14 protein-coding genes are annotated in these 16,340 nt (G+C 70.7%); 1 reads left to right on the forward strand and 13 read right to left on the reverse strand.

Annotated elements, in window-relative coordinates; genetic code table 11:
- Window positions 1-77: 77 nt before the first annotated feature.
- The 5 genes from QT196_RS13675 to QT196_RS13695 all read right to left on the reverse strand — a co-directional run bounded on the left by QT196_RS13675 (window position 78) and on the right by QT196_RS13695 (window position 6,581).
- Complete coding sequence (locus QT196_RS13675) at window positions 78-878, reverse strand: TIGR03936 family radical SAM-associated protein (RefSeq protein ID WP_168479102.1); 801 nt, start codon at window positions 876-878, stop codon at window positions 78-80.
- A 48-nt stretch (window positions 879-926) separates the two neighbouring features.
- A complete protein-coding gene (locus tag QT196_RS13680; protein WP_290354984.1) occupies window positions 927-2,153 on the reverse strand; it encodes a hypothetical protein in 1,227 nt (408 codons plus the stop codon).
- Between the two features lie 40 nt (window positions 2,154-2,193).
- The gene (locus tag QT196_RS13685; protein WP_168479103.1) at window positions 2,194-2,754 is read right to left on the reverse strand and encodes a GNAT family N-acetyltransferase; all 561 of its coding nucleotides are present in this window, start codon (window positions 2,752-2,754) and stop codon (window positions 2,194-2,196) included.
- Between the two features lie 81 nt (window positions 2,755-2,835).
- A complete protein-coding gene (locus QT196_RS13690; protein WP_290354985.1) occupies window positions 2,836-4,761 on the reverse strand; it encodes a TIGR03960 family B12-binding radical SAM protein in 1,926 nt (641 codons plus the stop codon).
- A gap of 191 nt (window positions 4,762-4,952) precedes the next feature.
- Window positions 4,953-6,581, reverse strand: a complete 1,629-nt coding sequence (locus tag QT196_RS13695) for a CYTH and CHAD domain-containing protein (protein WP_290354986.1) — start codon at window positions 6,579-6,581, stop codon at window positions 4,953-4,955.
- 182 nt (window positions 6,582-6,763) lie between these two features.
- Here QT196_RS13695 and QT196_RS13700 point away from each other — a divergent pair, with 182 nt between their 5' ends.
- The gene (locus tag QT196_RS13700) at window positions 6,764-7,210 is read left to right on the forward strand and encodes an ATP-binding protein (protein WP_168479105.1); all 447 of its coding nucleotides are present in this window, start codon (window positions 6,764-6,766) and stop codon (window positions 7,208-7,210) included.
- A 7-nt stretch (window positions 7,211-7,217) separates the two neighbouring features.
- Here QT196_RS13700 and rodA read toward each other — a convergent pair whose 3' ends face one another.
- The 8 genes from rodA to QT196_RS13740 form a co-directional block, all read right to left on the reverse strand.
- The gene (gene rodA / locus QT196_RS13705) at window positions 7,218-8,432 is read right to left on the reverse strand and encodes a rod shape-determining protein RodA (protein ID WP_168479106.1); all 1,215 of its coding nucleotides are present in this window, start codon (window positions 8,430-8,432) and stop codon (window positions 7,218-7,220) included.
- Entirely contained in the window at window positions 8,429-10,579 is a 2,151-nt protein-coding gene (gene mrdA, locus QT196_RS13710; protein ID WP_168479107.1) for a penicillin-binding protein 2, read from the reverse strand. The genes rodA and mrdA overlap by 4 nt, the downstream gene beginning before the upstream one ends.
- Window positions 10,580-10,627: 48 nt before the next feature.
- Entirely contained in the window at window positions 10,628-11,338 is a 711-nt protein-coding gene (mreD, locus tag QT196_RS13715; RefSeq protein WP_168479108.1) for a rod shape-determining protein MreD, read from the reverse strand.
- A 3-nt stretch (window positions 11,339-11,341) separates the two neighbouring features.
- Complete coding sequence (gene mreC, locus QT196_RS13720; protein ID WP_168479109.1) at window positions 11,342-12,274, reverse strand: rod shape-determining protein MreC; 933 nt, start codon at window positions 12,272-12,274, stop codon at window positions 11,342-11,344.
- A gap of 243 nt (window positions 12,275-12,517) precedes the next feature.
- Window positions 12,518-13,537 (reverse strand): rod shape-determining protein, encoded by a 1,020-nt coding sequence (locus QT196_RS13725; RefSeq protein ID WP_003985182.1) that lies wholly within the window; start codon window positions 13,535-13,537, stop codon window positions 12,518-12,520.
- 294 nt (window positions 13,538-13,831) lie between these two features.
- Entirely contained in the window at window positions 13,832-14,245 is a 414-nt protein-coding gene (ndk, locus tag QT196_RS13730; protein WP_085925624.1) for a nucleoside-diphosphate kinase, read from the reverse strand.
- A 111-nt stretch (window positions 14,246-14,356) separates the two neighbouring features.
- The gene (locus QT196_RS13735) at window positions 14,357-14,722 is read right to left on the reverse strand and encodes a DUF4233 domain-containing protein (protein ID WP_168479110.1); all 366 of its coding nucleotides are present in this window, start codon (window positions 14,720-14,722) and stop codon (window positions 14,357-14,359) included.
- Window positions 14,723-14,724: 2 nt separating this feature from the next.
- Window positions 14,725-16,278: a folylpolyglutamate synthase/dihydrofolate synthase family protein gene (locus tag QT196_RS13740; RefSeq protein WP_266730969.1), complete on the reverse strand. Its 1,554-nt coding sequence runs from the start codon at window positions 16,276-16,278 to the stop codon at window positions 14,725-14,727.
- Window positions 16,279-16,340 lie beyond the last annotated feature (62 nt).

Raw genomic sequence — 16,340 nt, forward strand, 5'->3', positions numbered from 1 at the left:
GGCGAAAGTCTCCTGGTCAGTGCGTCTGCCGGACCGGGGTGGCTCCCTGGTTGATCGGCGACGCGACGACGGCAGTCCTACGCAGTACCTTCCCCGGCTGCCGGGGAGGCCCCACTTGTCGCCTTCGCGGCACTCAGCCCGGCGGCCGTGGATGGGGCGGCCGTGGCAGCGTCGCGGTCGGGCGCTAGCGGGTCAGTCACCGCGCCGGTCTCCTCATCGAGCAGCCCCTGCGCCAGCCTGGTCACCGCAGCGGGGACCGGCGGCGCCAGGTCGGCCGTAGCTCGGAGGCCGGACAGGACGTCGTCGGGTCGAACGGCAGGTGTCAGATGCCGAACAACCAGCCGCAGTATCGCACAGGCATCGCCGTCGGGCCTATCGCCCTCGCGACCGGCGGCCTCCAGACGCGCCACCGCGGCCCGTGCGTCAAAGGTCCGCATGCCGTTTTTCGTCCGGCGCTCGACCTGCACCTCTTCCGCGGCGAGGAACGCCTCGACGGCGTGCCCGGCGGTCTCCGGCTCGACCCCGTCGAGCCGGATCTCCCACACCGAGGCCTCCAGGCGGTCGGCCAGGCCACTGGTGCGGGACTCCACGGCGTCGATCACATCGAGCCCGTCCGGCAGCGACTCGTTGAGGAGTTCGCGGAGCTTGTCCGGATCGCGGCGCTCGGCGAGCTGGATCTCCAGATATTCGGCCTCGCTGCCCGTACCGGTCGGGGCCGCGTTGGCGTACGACACCTTGGGGTGCGGGGTGAAGCCCGCGGAATAGGCCATGGGGACCTCGGCGCGGCGCAGCGCCCGCTCGAAAGCGCGCTGGAAGTCGCGGTGGCTGGTGAACCGGAGGCGGCCGCGCTTGGTGTAGCGCAGTCGGATGCGCTGCACCGCCGGTGCGGGCGGCGGGCCTTCGGGCTGTCGCTTGCCCAGTGTCGTTCAGTCCTTCGTGAGTGCGGTCGTACTGCTACCAAGAGTACGTGTCCCGGGGGCTCCCGGTTCCCGGCGGGGCGGAACGGCGGCCGCGCGCTGCGGCTCCCTGGGGGCGCCGAACAGGGCCCGCCGGAGCTCCTGACGGGTCTGCCGGACGGTCTCGCGGGCGGTGCGCAACGCCTGCCGGGCGGGGCGCCAGATGCCGTTCCGGATGACGTGGCCGAGCGGGGTGAGCACGGTGCGGTAGACCCAGCGCACCGGCTTGACGAAGACCCACCGCAGCACCGTGCCGAGGAACCGGCCGATGGCCCGGGAGATGATCCCGGCGACCCGCCAGCAGTGCCCGAACGCCGCCGCGACCTCGCGGACGACCACCGTCACCACGGCGGCCAGCGCCCGCCCGGCCGGCCGCAGCACATACCGCCACAGGGCGACCAGCGGCACGACCAGGATCCACCGGACGAGGGTGGCGAGTACGGTGCCGATTCCGCGCACCAGCCAGACGATCCCGCGCCCGACGGGCGTCAGCACCGACGCGTACAGCCACCGGGCGGGCACCACCACCAGATACCGCACCAACCACGCCACCGCCGCCGCGATGCCCCGGCCCACCGGCGCCACCACATACCGCCACAACGCCACCCACGGCCACACGAACAACGCCTTGCCCAACCACACCAACCCCACGCCCAGCCCACGCAGCAGCCAGACGATTCCCCGCCCGACCGGCGTCAGCACCGAGACATACAGCCACCGGGCAGGCACCACCACCAGATACCGCACCAACCACGCCACCACCACGGCGACGCCCCGGCCCACCGGCGCCACCACATACCGCCACAACGCCACCCACGGCCACACGAACAACGCCTTGCCCAACCACACCAACCCCACGCCCAGCCCACGCAGCAGCAAAGCGATCCCGCGCCCGACCGGCGTCAGGACGGACCGCCAGAACCACGCCAACGGGGCCACGACGAGCGTGCGCCAGGTCCAGGCGACGGGTAGCACGACGAAGGTGTGCCACAGCCAGGCGAGACCGCGGCCGAGGGGGCGCAGCGCGGTCCGGTGGACGGCCCGCCCGAGGGCGGCCACCGCATCCCACACCAGACGCACCGGCACCACGAGCACCAGCACCACGATCCGCACCGGAAGCCGGACCGCAGTGGTCAGACAGCCCTCACCCGGCTCATAGCGCTCGGGCACCCGCCGGTCCTTGTCCATGGGCTCCATGTGGCCCTCCCCCTTGTACTTCGGCGCTACAGATCCGCCGCTACGGCCGCTGCCCGGCGGTGGCCGCGGCCTGGTGGAACCAGTAGCGCAGCCTTTCGCCCCGCTGATCCTCGAAGATCCCGCCGCAGGCCTCGATGACCCTACGTGAACCGGTGTTGGTGTCATCGCAGGTGACCAGCACCGGGTCGATACCCAGCTCGTGATGCGCGACCGGCAGCGCGGCACGCAGCATCGCGGTGGCGTGGCCACGGCGGCGGGCACCGGGACGGACGGCATAGCCGAGGTGTCCGCCGTAGTTGAGCAGCGACTCGGTGAGAGCGTGCCGGAAGGTGACCCGCCCCAGGTAGCTGCCGTCCGCCACCCACCACAGGGTGGTCTTCGGGACCACACCGTCGGCGCGCCGCTCCTCCGAGACGCCGCCGGTCAGCTCGACGTACTCGGCGAACCCCTCGGCGGTCACCCAGCGGTCACCCCAAGTCCGCAGCTCCCGGTCCAGGTTGGATTGCGGCACGGCCGCGGCGCCGTCGTCCCGGAACTCGTCCATCGCGGCGAGGAAGGAGGCGTGGACGGCGACGGTGGGTGCGATGAGCCGGGGAGTCATCGCCTCATTGTGCGGGAACGTACGGCGGCCCGGCCACGCGGGTGCGGGGCCGGGCCGGGCCGAAGGCGCGTACGGGAAGCGCTACTTGACCACCGTCAGCGGCAACAACTTCTTGCCCGTCGGCCCGATTTGAATGTCGAGATCGAGCTGCGGGCAAACGCCGCAGTCGAAGCACGGGGTCCAGCGGCAGTCCTCGACCTCGGTCTCGTCGAGCGAGTCCTGCCAGTCCTCCCAGAGCCAGTCCTTGTCGAGACCGGAGTCCAGGTGGTCCCAGGGCAGGACCTCCTCGTACTCGCGCTCGCGGGTGGTGTACCAGGCGACGTCCACGCCGAACTCGGGCAGCGTCTCCTCGGCGGCCTTCATCCAGCGGTCGTAGGAGAAGTGCTCGCGCCAGCCGTCGAAGCGGCCGCCGCCCTCGTAGACGGCGCGGATGACCGAGCCGACGCGGCGGTCACCGCGGGAGAGCAGGCCCTCGACGATGCCGGGCTTGCCGTCGTGGTAGCGGAAGCCGATGGAGCGGCCGTACTTCTTGTCGCCGCGGATCTTGTCGCGGAGCTTTTCGAGCCGGGCGTCCGTCTCCTCCGCCGACAGCTGCGGCGCCCACTGGAACGGGGTGTGCGGCTTGGGGACGAAGCCGCCGATGGAGACCGTGCAGCGGATGTCGTTCTGCCCGGAGACCTTGCGGCCCTCGGCGATGACCTTGACGGCCATGTCGCCGATCTGGAGCACGTCCTCGTCGGTCTCGGTCGGCAGACCGCACATGAAGTAGAGCTTCACCTGCCGCCAGCCGTTGCCGTAGGCCGTGGAGACGGTCCTGATCAGGTCTTCTTCGGAGACCATCTTGTTGATGACCTTGCGCATCCGCTCCGAGCCGCCCTCGGGCGCGAAGGTCAGACCCGAGCGACGGCCGTTGCGCGTCAGCTCGTTGGCAAGATCGACGTTGAAGGCGTCGACGCGGGTCGACGGGAGCGACAGGCCGATCTTGTCTTCCTCGTACCGGTCGGCGAGCCCCTTCGCGAGGTCGCCGATCTCGGTGTGGTCCGCGGAGGACAGCGACAACAGGCCGACCTCCTCGAATCCCGTGGCCTTCAGCCCCTTGTCCACCATGTCGCCGATACCGGTGATGCTTCGCTCCCGTACGGGGCGCGTGATCATGCCGGCCTGGCAGAAACGGCAGCCGCGGGTGCAGCCACGGAAGATCTCGACCGACATCCGCTCATGGACGGTCTCGGCCAGGGGGACGAGCGGCTGCTTGGGGTAGGGCCACTCGTCGAGGTCCATGACGGTGTGCTTGGACACCCGCCACGGGACGCCGGAGCGGTTCGGTACGACGCGGGAGATCCGCCCGTCGGCCAGATACTCGACGTCGTAGAACTTGGGGACGTAGACGCTGCCGGTCCTCGCGAGGCGGAAGAGGAGTTCGTCGCGCCCGCCGGGGCGGCCCTCGTTCTTCCATGCGCGGATGATCTCGGTGATCTCCAGCACCGCCTGCTCGCCGTCGCCGACGACCGCGCAGTCCAGGAAGTCCGCGACCGGCTCGGGGTTGAAGGCCGCGTGGCCGCCCGCGAGGATGATCGGGTGGTCCTCGGTACGGTCCTTGGCCTCCATCGGGATGCCGGCCAGGTCCAGCGCCGTGAGCAGGTTGGTGTAGCCCAGCTCGGTCGAGAAGGAGACGCCGAGGACGTCGAAGGCGCCGACGGGGCGGTGCGCGTCGACCGTGAACTGCGGGACGCCGTGCTCCCGCATCAGCGCTTCGAGGTCCGGCCACACGCTGTACGTGCGCTCGGCCAGCACGCCCTCGCGCTCGTTGAGGACCTCGTAGAGGATCATGACGCCCTGGTTGGGCAGACCGACCTCGTACGCGTCCGGGTACATGAGCGACCACCGCACGTCACAGGAGTCCCAGTCCTTGACGGTGGAGTTCAGCTCACCGCCGACGTACTGAATGGGCTTCTGCACATGCGGGAGCAGGGCCTCGAGCTGCGGGAAGACCGACTCGGCAGACATCTCGAACCTTTGTGAGCTGGCAGGGGGCGACTCTCAAGCGTAACCGCTCGGAACCACCACCCAGGACGGCGGCCGGGCACCCCCGCGGTGGCGGGGAGCACAGGGGCCGGCGCGCTTCGTACGCGTCCACGGGGGTCGCCATCGGATCGGCGGAGCTGCGCGCCCCGGTCAAACGGCCGCGACCCGGCAGGTCACGGCCGCAGCGCGGCCCGGTGCTTACGGCGCGAGGCCTTCCGCCACACGTCCGGCAGGGCCCGCTCCCGGTCCGCCGCCAGGGCCTCCTCGCGCCCGTACAGCAGCCCGAAGGTGAAGCCGCCCTCACCGGCCCGCTGGGCCTGGGTCGCCAGCTCGCGCAGAGCGCCGCGCGCCACCACGCTGTCCTGGTGGTCCCCCAGCAGCTGCTGGACCCGCTTGGTGCGCTTGGCGAACTTCTTCGCCGGCCGGCCGAGCGCCGGGCGGGCCGCCTCCGCCGCGTACCGGGTGCGCTTGGCCGCCTTGCGGGCGCCGTGCAGCGCCTCGTCCCGCTCCCGTCCGGCGGAGGCGGCCAGCGCGGCCTCCGTACGGCGGGCCAGCCGCCGGTAGTCCTTGAGCACGGCCCCGGCCGCGACCTCGGGCGCCGGGCGCCGGGCGGCCTTCCGCAGCGGCGGCTCCGCCAGGAAGGCGTGCAGGGTCTTCAGCAGCGCCAGGTAGCGCGGCCCGTCCAGGACGTCGAGCAGCCGGTCCCGCGCACCGGCCCGGCGCCTTTCGGACCAGATGCGCAGCCGGGCGTCCACGGGGCCGAGCCGTAGCGTCCCGGGCAGCTCGCCCAGCCCCTCCCGCAGCCGCTCGGTGAGCACCTCGCGGTCCCGCTCCACCCCCAACTCGGCCGCCAGCCATTTGAGTTCGATGCCGATCGGCTGGGTGGCGGCGCGGTCGAGCACCTTGGTGTACGAGCGGAAGGCGCTGCGCAGCCGGCGGGTGGCGACCCGCATCCGGTGCACCGCGTCGGGCAGATCCCGCCGTACCGCGGGGTCCAGCTCGATGATCACCCGCACCTGCTCACGGGCATAGCGCAGCACGACGTCACCGGCGGTCGGCCGCTTCTTCCCGCGTTTCCCGGCGCCCTTGCCCTTCGTCTTGGCCGCGGCCTTGCCGGAGCCATGGATGAGCCGCTCGTCCGGCCCGGCGGTGTGCGGCGCAGCCCCGTCGCGGCTCTGGCCCGTCTCGGCCAGCGCCCGCGCCAGCTTCGACGCCGCGGAGGCGGGACGCACCCCCGCCGCGGTCAGCGCCCGGCCGACCTCGTCCAGCAGCCCGGCGCCGCCGTCCCCGACCAGCTCCACCTCGATCTCGCGCCAGCGGGCCCCGGGGCGCCCCGAGTCGGCCGTTCCGGCGTCGACGGCCCCGGCCGCCGGCCAGGCGCGCACCGCGTCCTCCGCCACCTCCGCGAGCGGGGTGCCCGCGGCGTCCTTCAGCACCCGGACCGTGCGCCGCGTCCGCAGCCGTACGACGGCGACAAGTTCGCCGTCCAGCACCCGGGACCGTACGAGCGCGGTCAGCTCCGGGGGCGGCGTCGCGGACAGCGGCGCCCGCAGCTCGTCCCGCACCCCGGGGGCGACCGGCAGCTTCAGATGCCAGCCCGCGTCCCGGCCGCCGGTACGCCTGCGCAGCGTGATCCCGGCGGCGGCGAGGCGCTGGTCGGCGGTGTCGTAGTAGACGGCGTCGAGATCCTCGGTGCCCGCCTCCGCCACGGCGGTGACCCGGTCGATACCGGCCAGGTCGGGCAGCCGGGTGTCGTCCTCGGCTTCGTACTTCCGCTCGATTTCCCGCACGGTGTCCGCCATGCATCGAATCTAGTCACCTGCTCCGGAAGGGACCACCCGCCAGAGCCGGGAAGGTGTCAGGGGGCCGGAAACCGCCGGAGCGGGTAGCACGCGCCGTATGGCGTGACTTACCGTGTGTGACTAGCCCGCCACGCAGAGTGGTAACGGGCGCGCACTCGACCCCTTCGGGGAGGGAGACACCCGTGCACCCCCAGACCGCACCCGTCACCCGGCCGGCCATCCGCGTCGCGGCAGGCGCCCGCCCGCATCTCCTGAGCACACCGAGCAGCCCCTTCGCCCCGAAGGCGGCCCGTGACTTCGTCCGCGCGGTGCTGCGCCGCACTCCGCTCGCCCCGCTCGCCGACACCGCGGTGCTGCTCACCTCGGAGGCGGTGACCAGCGCCCATCTGCGGACGCCGCGGTCCGCGGACATCCTCCTGCGACTGCTGACCGCCGGGCACGGCCTGCGGATCAGCGTGCACGACGAGGCGCCGGTCCGGATCCCCCGGCCGGCCGCGGTGACCGGTGAGCGGGACGCCGATCTCGGGCTGCTGCTGACCGGCGAGCTCTCCGACGACTGGGGCACCACCCCGTTCGGCGGGCTGCCGCGGTCCCCCTCGCTCTGGTTCGAACTGCACCTCAAGCACTGACGCGACGTCAGCGGGAGGCGGAGAGCGGGCGCTGCACCCGGATCGACTGGAGCAGCCCGATCGCGATCCAGACCGCGAACATCGAGGTGCCGCCGTAGGAGACGAACGGCAGCGGCAGACCGGTGACCGGCATGATCCCGAGGGTCATGCCGATGTTCTCGAAGGCCTGGAAGGCGAACCACGCGATGATGCCGGCGGCCACGACCGTGCCGTAGAGCTCGGTGGACTCCCGGGCGATCCGGCAGGCGCGCCACAGGACCACGCCGAGCAGGACGATGATCAGGCCCGCGCCCAGGAAGCCGAGTTCCTCACCGGCGACGGTGAAGATGAAGTCCGTCTGCTGTTCGGGGACGAACTGGCCGGTGGTCTGGCTGCCGTGGAAGAGACCGGATCCGGTCAGCCCGCCGCCGCCGATCGCGATCCGGGCCTGGTTGGTGTTGTAGCCGACACCGGCCGGGTCGAGGCTCGGGTTGGCGAAGGCGGCGAAGCGGGCGATCTGGTAGTCGTCGAGCAGTCCGAGCTGCCAGACCGCGACACAGCCGACGACGCCGGTGCCGACCAGTCCGAGGATCCAGCGGTTGGAGGCGCCGGAGGAGAGCAGCACGCCGAGGATGACGGCGCCGAGCACCATCACCGAGCCGAGGTCGGGCATCAGCATGATGACGGCGACGGGGACGGCGGCCAGCCCGAGGGCCTGGACGACGGTGCGGTGGTCGGGGTGCGGCCGGTCCCCCGCGTCGACCCGGGACGCCAGCAGCATCGCCATGCCCAGCGTGATGGTGATCTTCGCGAACTCGGCGGGCTGGAGGGAGAAGCCGCCGGGGATCGCCAGCCAGGACCGCGAGCCGTTGATGGTGGCGCCCAGCGGGGTCAGCACCAGCAGCGCCAGCACGACCGAGAGGGCGTAGAGGACCGGGACGGCGCCGCGCAGCGTGCGGTGGCCGAGCCAGATCGTGCCGCCGGCGAGCGCCAGGCCGATACCGAGGTTCAGCAGATGGTGCAGGAAGTAGTAGTACTCGTCGCCGTGGTTGAGCTCGGTGCGGTTACGGGTGGCCGAGAAGACCAGCAGCGAGCCCATCAGCGACAGCACCAGGCAGGACAGCAGCAGTATCCAGTCCAGCTTGCGCAGCACCGAATCGCGCGCCGTCAGCTTGCCCCAGGTGCCGAGCTCAGGGGTGTAGCGCCGGATCGAGAACGCCCGGGAGGTGTGGCTGGTCGTCATCGTGGGCTCTCCGATGCGGACGGCGACGGCGACGGCGGGGCATACGGCTTGATGGGCTGGGACTGGATGGCGCCATCACTTTCGATCTTGGGCAGCTTGGCCTCCGGCCGCGGGAGCAGCGCGGCCTTGGGGTCGATGCCGCCCTTCTCGTCGACTCCGTACAGCGCGTTGTAGATGTTGCGCACGGCGGGGCCGGAGGCGCCGGAGCCGGTACCACCCTGGGCGATGGTCATGACGATCGTGTAGTCCTTGGTGTACGTCGCGAACCACGAGGTCGTCTGCTTGCCGTAGACCTCGGCCGTACCGGTCTTGGCGTGCATCGGGATCTTGTCCTGCGGCCAGCCGCCGAACCGCCAGGCGGCGGTACCACGGGTGGCGACACCGGCGAGGGCGCCGTCCATCTGGTGGAGCGTCTTCTGCGTCACCGGCAGCCGGCCGTGCGACCGGGGCTTGACCCGCTGGATGTGCTTGCCGTCGGGGCTGATGACGGCCTTGCCGACGGTGGGGTTGTAGAGCGTGCCGCCGTTGCTGATCGCGCCGTAGATCGTCGCCATCTGCATCGGGGTGACGAGGGTGTCGCCCTGCCCGATGGCGTAGTTGATCGAGTCGTAGGCGTGCAGCTTCATGCCCTCCAGGCAGCCTTCCCGGGCGAGCTTGGTGCCGAAGTCCTTCTTCTTCGGCCAGGCCTTGGCCTGTTCGCACCAGCCCGCCTTGTTGGCCTTCCAGAAGGCGTTCTTCCACTTGCGGTCGGGGACCCGGCCGGTGACCTCGTTCGGGAGGTCGATACCGGTCTCCTTGCCGAGCCCGAACTGGTGGGCCGTCTTGTAGAACCAGTTCTTGGCGTCCTTCTTCGGCTTGTCCCCGCCGTCCTTCCGCCACTCGTCGTGCGAGAGGCGGTAGAAGACGGTGTCGCAGGAGACCTCCAGCGCCCGGCCGAGGCTGATCGCGCCATGGCTCTGCGACTCGAAGTTCTTGAAGGTCTGGCCGCCGATGCTGTACGAGCTGGTGCAGGGGTAGTGACCGTTGAAGTCATAGCCCGCGTTGACCGCGGCCGCGGTCGAGATGACCTTGAAGATCGAGCCGGGGGCGGCCTGCCCCTGGATGGCGCGGTTCAGCAGCGGGTAGTTGGAGTCCTTGCCGGTGAGGTGGGCGTAGTCCTTGCCCGAGATCCCGCCGACCCAGGCGTTCGGGTCGTAGGTGGGGTTGGAGGCCATCGCCACCACCCGGCCGGTCTTCGCCTCCATGACGACGACGGCGCCCGAGTCGGCCTTGTAGTTGGTGCCCGTGTTCTTGTCGTGCTCCTTACGGGCGTCCTTCATGGCCTGGTCCAGCTGCTTCTCCGCCAGGCCCTGCACCCGGGCGTCGATGCTGGTGACGACGCTGGCGCCGGCCTTGCCCTTCTCGCTCTTCGCCTGGCCGATGACCCGGCCGAGGTTGTCGACCTCGTAGCGGGTGACGGCGGCCTTGCCACGCAGCGCGTCGTCGTACGTCCGCTCCAGACCGGACCGGCCGATCTGGTCCGAGCGCAGCAGCGGGGACCGGCTGTGCTCGGCCTTCTTGATCTCCCCGTCGGTGACCGGCGAGAGATAGCCGAGGACCTGGGCGGTGTTGGCGTCGCCCGGGGCGGCGTAGCGGCGGACGGCGGTCGGCTCGGCGCTGATGCCGGGGAAGTCCTCGGAGCGCTCGCGGATCTGGAGGGCCTGCTGGGTGGTGGCCTCGTCGGTGATCGGGATCGGCTGGTACGGCGAGCCGTTCCAGCACGGCTGCGGCGTCTTGGAGTCGCAGAGGCGGACCTTGTTGCGGATCTCCTTCCCGGACATGCCGAGCACCTTGGCCAGCCGGCCGAGCACGCCCTTGCCGTCGTCCTTCATCTTCAGCAGCTCGGTACGGCTGGCCGACACCACCAGACGGGTCTGGTTGTCGGCCAGCGGCACTCCGCGCGCGTCGAGGATGGAGCCGCGGGTGGCGGGCTCGATGACCTGCTGGACGTGGTTGTTCCTGGCCTCGGTGGCGTACTCCGTGCCATTGCGGATCTGTAGATACCAGAGCCGGCCGCCGAGCGTGAGCAACAGCGAGAAGACCAGGATCTGGATCGCGATGAGCCGGACGCCGACCCGGGAGGTCCGGGTTTCCGGGAGATTACTCATGGCGCGCCGCGCCTCCATGAGGGGTCGTGGTCGAAGGACGAGGGAGCGTCACAGCCGCTTGACCCCCTTGATGCGGCCCACCTTGTCGCGGGCCGACTTGCCGAGCAGACCGCCGCGCTGGCTGCCGATCCGGGCGCCCGAGCGCACGGACTTCATGGCGCCTCGGCTGGCCTTGAGGCCGGTGCCGGTGGTGAGCCAGCCGTATCCGGAGGTGCCGGAGCCGCCCGGACTGCTGGAGCCGTCACCGGTCAGCGGCTCGCCCTCGGTTCTGCGCGCCAGCGCCATCACCAGGGGGACCACGAAGGGGGCCAGCAGCAGGTCGTAGAGGGTGGCGCTGAGCAGCAGCCCGACGATGCCGACATGCCGGGCGGCGGTGTCGCCGACCAGGGCGCCGACGCCCGCGTACATCAGCGTCGAGACGATCGCGGCGCCGATGACGACGATCAGCGGCAGCGTCGCCGAACGGTGCCGGCCGGACTCCGGTTTGGTCAGACCCGCCGCGTAGCCGATGACGCACAGCACCAGCGCATAGCGGCCGATGGCGTGGTCGGACGGCGGGGCGAGGTCGGCCAGCAGCCCGGCGAAGAAGCCGACGAGCGCGCCGCCGACATGGCCGTAGACCAGCGCCAGGCCGACCACCACGAGCAGCAGCAGATCGGGTACGGCGCCGGGCAGTTGGAGTCTGGCGAGGATGGTGACCTGGATGACGAGGGCGACGACCACCAGCGGGGCCGAGAGCAGAATCCGGTTGATGCGCATCGGTCAGCTCCTGGGAGGGACGCTCGCGGAGGGGGTGGCCGTGACGGTGACCGTCGGCGTCGGCTTGGGCTTGGCGGGCTGGGGCGGCAGGACGGTGTCGCGCGGGTCCTCCCGCGGCGGCTGGACGACGACGCCGACGATGTCGAGCTGGGAGAAGGCGACGAACGGCCGGACCTGGAGGTTGCGGGTCAGATCCCCGTTGAACGGCTCGACCCGGACGACCCTGCCGACCGGCACACCGGGCACGAACGGCTTGTCCTTGCTGGAGCCGAAGGTGACCAGCCGGTCGCCCTTCTTGATGTTGGCCCGGCCATTGAGAAGCTGAACGCGCATCGAGCGGACCCCCTGCCCGTTGGCGAAGCCGATCTCGTTGGTCTTCTCCATGCGGGTGCCGACGGTGAAGTCGGGGTCGGCGGCCAGCAGGACGGTGGAGGTGTCGGCGCCGACGGTGGTGATCCGGCCGACCAGACCGTCGCCGTTGAGCACGGTCATATCGCGGCGGATGCCGTCACGGGTGCCGGCGTCGATGGTGACGGTCCAGGAGAAGCCCTGGGCCGAGCCGATGGCGATGACCTGGGCGCCCTTGATGGCGTACTGCCCGGTGCCCGCGGTCTTGAGGATCTTGTCGAGCTCGGCGGCGCGGCTGCGGTTCCGGTCGGAGGAGCCGAGTTTGGCCTTCAGCGCCTCGTTCTCGTGCTCCAGCGTGCTGATCCGGTTGTGCCGCCGGCCGGAGTCCCGTACGGCTCCAACAGCGTTGCCGACCGGGTCGACGACGCGGGCGACACCGCTTTCGACCGGGCCGAAGGCGGAGGCGGCGGCTTGCCGGGCACCATCGAGCGGGGACTGTTCGCCGCCGCGGATATCGACCGTGATCAGCGCGAACGCGATCGCGACCAGCAGCACCAGCAGCAGCCGGCTCTCTCGTGTGTCCCTCACGTGCGGCGGCCGTGTCCTTCCTCGTAGGACCGGCCGGCTGCGGGCCCCGCCGGTCTCGTTCGGGAGTTGAGCGTTGTGCCTGTGTGACGGTGCCGGACGGTGAAGCGCCGGTGCACCGTGTCTGTCGGGATGTTGCGCCCGGGTGCCGGCCGGTCCGGCGGACGGACCGGCCGCTGGTGCCGGGGGCCCGGCCCCCGCGGCCGCCGAGCGGCGGCCGCGGCGCGGGTCGGTTCCCCGGCCGTGCTACCTGCGCGGCTGGGAGTCGAGGACCTGCTGGAGCGCCTCGAACTCCTCGACGCACTTGCCGGAGCCCAGCGCGACGGAGTCGAGCGGGTCCTCGGCGATGTGGATGGGCATACCGGTCTCGCGGCGCAGCCGCTCGTCGAGGCCGCGGAGCAGGGCGCCGCCACCCGTGAGCACGATGCCGCGGTCCATGACGTCACCGGACAGCTCCGGCGGGCACTTGTCGAGGGTCGTCTTGACCGCGTCAACAATGGAGTTGACCGGCTCCTCGATGGCCTTGCGCACCTCGGCGGCCGAGATCACCACGGTCTTCGGCAGACCGGAGACCAGGTCCCGGCCGCGGATCTCGGTGTGCTCGTCCTGCTCGAGGTCGTACGCCGAACCGATGGTGATCTTGATGCTCTCGGCTGTGCGCTCGCCCAGCAGAAGGCTGTACTCCTTCTTGATGTGCTGGATGATCGCGTTGTCGAGCTCGTCGCCGGCCACCCGGATGGACTGCGCGGTGACGATGCCGCCGAGCGAGATGACCGCGACCTCGGTGGTACCGCCGCCGATGTCCACGACCATGTTGCCGGTGGCCTCGTGGACCGGCAGACCGGACCCGATCGCGGCGGCCATCGGCTCCTCGATGATGTGCACCTGGCGCGCGCCGGCCTGGGTCGAGGCCTCGATCACCGCACGGCGCTCCACTCCGGTGATGCCGGAGGGCACGCACACGACGACCCGCGGGCGGGCCAGATAGCGCCGCTTGTGAATCTTCAGGATGAAGTAGCGGAGCATCCGCTCGGTGATCTCGAAATCGGCGATCACGCCGTCTTTCAGGGGCCGTACGGCGACGATGTTGCCGGGCGTGCGCCCGATCATCTTCTTCGCCTCAGCACCCACCGCGAGAATCCCGCCGGTGTTGGTGTTGATGGCCACGACCGACGGCTCGTTGAGGACGATTCCGCGGCCCCTGACGTACACCAGCGTGTTGGCGGTCCCGAGGTCGACAGCCATGTCACGGCCGATGAACGACATGTTGTTCCCCATGAGGATACGTCTGGCCTTCCCAACTGGAGCGAATGCTTACTGGAGGTCGGCAGGAGGTGATGCGCTGTGAGGCGCGGAAGCCTCCATCGTAGTTCGTAGTGCGCCCACTCGAACACGTCGGGAGGCTGTTCCGCCATTGTCAGCCGTACACGCACCCGCCCCCCTCAATGGTGACGTCGTGTCGCGGAGATGCGTTCCCCCGATCGTGTCGTATACACCAAGGGGCGACCGGTGATTTCTACGGTCGCCCCAGGTCACGAGGGGTGTACAGCTGATGAAGTGTCAGGAAATGCCGGGGAAGAAAATCTTGATCTCACGCTCGGCGGACTCTTCGGAATCCGACGCATGGATCAGATTCTCCCGGGTGATCGTTCCGAAGTCCCCACGAATGGACCCACTCGGCGCGGCAATCGGGTCAGTCGGACCGGCCAGCGCCCGTACGCCCTCGATGACCCGCTCGCCCTCGACGATCATCGAAACGACCGGACCGGAGGCCATGAACCCGACCAGCGGCTCGTAGAACGGCTTGCCGACGTGCTCGGCGTAGTGCTGCTCCAGGATCTCGCGGTCCAGGCTGCGCAGCTCCAGCGCGCTGATCGTCCAGCCGGCCTTCTTCTCGATCCGGCCGATGATCTCGCCGATCAGACCGCGCTGGACGGCGTCAGGCTTGAGAAGGACGAGGGTGCGCTGGCTCACGAAGGGACTCCCTGGATATGAACAATGGTCAGCGGGTGCACTGAGGCTACATGGGGGACACGCCGCCACGGGGCGCAGCCCCCGGCCTCCGGGACGCCCCGTGGACCGGCTCTAGGCGGGCTTGCCGGCCGCTTCGCCGGCCGCCTCGGACTGCGCCGCCCAACGGGCCTTCGCCTCATCGATCTTGCGGCCGAAGTGCACCGACGCCCACCACAGGGCGGCGAAGACCGCGCCCAGGAAGAACATCGTCGGCACCACGAAACCGGCGGCGATCAGAGCGGCCTGGAGCGCCCAGCCGAGCTGGACGCCGCCCGGACGGGTCAGCATCCCGCACAGCAGCAGGCTCAGCAGCATCCCGATCCCGCTGACCGTCCAGATCGTGACCTCGGACAGCCCGGTCATCTGCGTCGCGACCAGACCGGCGAAGCCGATCACGAAGAATTCGCCTATCAGAGTGCTGGCACAGAGCGTGCGCATGTTCAGCCCCTCCCCATCAGCAGCCGGGCCTCGCCGACCGTGATCACCGAGCCGGTCACCAGCACACCGGCGCCGGAGAACTCGCCCTCTTCCTCGGCGAGGGTGATCGCCGCTTCCAGCGCGTCGTCGAGCCGCGGCTCCACCTGGACCCGCTCGGCGCCGAAAACCTCGACGGCGACGGCCGCAAGCTCGTCCGGATCCATCGCACGATGGCTGGAATTACGGGTCACCACGACCTCGGCGAAGAGCGGCTCGAAGGCCTCCAGGAAGCCCCGGACGTCCTTGTCCCCGCTGGCGCCGACCACACCGACCAGACGGCTGAAGCCGAAGGCCTCGGTGACCGCCTCGGCCGCGGCCCGCGCGCCCGCCGGGTTGTGCGCCGCGTCCAGCACCACCGTCGGGCTGCGCCGCACGACCTCCATCCGGCCGGGCGAGGTGACGGCGGCGAACGCGGAGCGGAGGGTGTCGATGTCCAGCGTGCGGGCGTGCTCCGAGCCGACGCCGAAGAACGCCTCGACCGCGGCGAGCGCCACCGCGGCGTTGTGCGCCTGATGGGCGCCGTACAGCGGAAGGAAGATCTCCGGGTACTCACCGCCCAGGCCGCGCAGCGTCAGCATCTGCCCGCCGACGGCCACCTCACGGGAGAGCACCCCGAACTCCATGCCCTCACGGGCGACCGTGGCATCCACCTCGACCGCGCGCTTGAGCATCACCGACGCCGCGTCCACCGGCTGCTGGGCCAGCACGACCGTGGCGTCCTTCTTGATGATCCCGGACTTCTCCCCGGCGATCTCCTCGGGCGTCTCGCCCAGCCGGTCGGTGTGGTCCAGCGAGATCGGGGTGACCACGGCGACATCGCCGTCGATCACGTTCGTCGCGTCCCAGGTGCCGCCCATGCCGACCTCGACGACCGCGACGTCCACGGGGCTGTCGGCGAAGGCGGCGTACGCCATGGCCGTGAGCACCTCGAAGAACGACAGGCGGTACTCCTGCTGGGCGTCGACCATCTCCACGTACGGGGCGATGTCCCGGTACGTCTCGATGAACTGCTCGGCGGAGATCGGGCCGCCGTCCAGGCTGATCCGCTCGGTGATCGACTGGACGTGCGGGCTGGTGTAACGGCCGGTGCGCAGGTCGAAGGCGGACAGCAGGGCCTCGATCATGCGGGCGGTGCTGGTCTTGCCGTTGGTGCCGGTGATGTGGATGGACGGGTAGGCGCGCTGGGGTTCGCCGAGGATGTCCAGCAGCGCCGCGATGCGCTGGACCGACGGGTCGAGCTTGGTCTCGCCCCAGCGGCCGGCCAGCTCGTCCTCGACGGCGCGCAGCGCACGGTCGACCTCGGGGTCGGCCGGCCGGGCGGGGACGCCGTCGCCCTGCGGCGGCCCGGCCTGGGCACGCAGGGTCCGGCTGCCGGCCTCGATCACCGCAAGATCGGGGGTTGGGGTCTCCCCTGATTGAGCGGAGTCGAGATCTTGGGGAAGGTCGGTCTCCGCCTCGACCAGTTCGTCGAAGGCTTCGTTCGGGTCGGGGTCGTCGTTCTGGGGGCGCTCGCTCACGCCGACCAGTCTACGAGGCACGTGTGACAGCGGTGCGCTGCGTCGGCCTCCCCGGCACCGTG

It is taken from the genome of Streptomyces sp. P9-2B-2, from assembly GCF_030406865.1.
GTDB classification, from domain to species: Bacteria; Actinomycetota; Actinomycetes; order Streptomycetales; family Streptomycetaceae; genus Streptomyces; species Streptomyces platensis.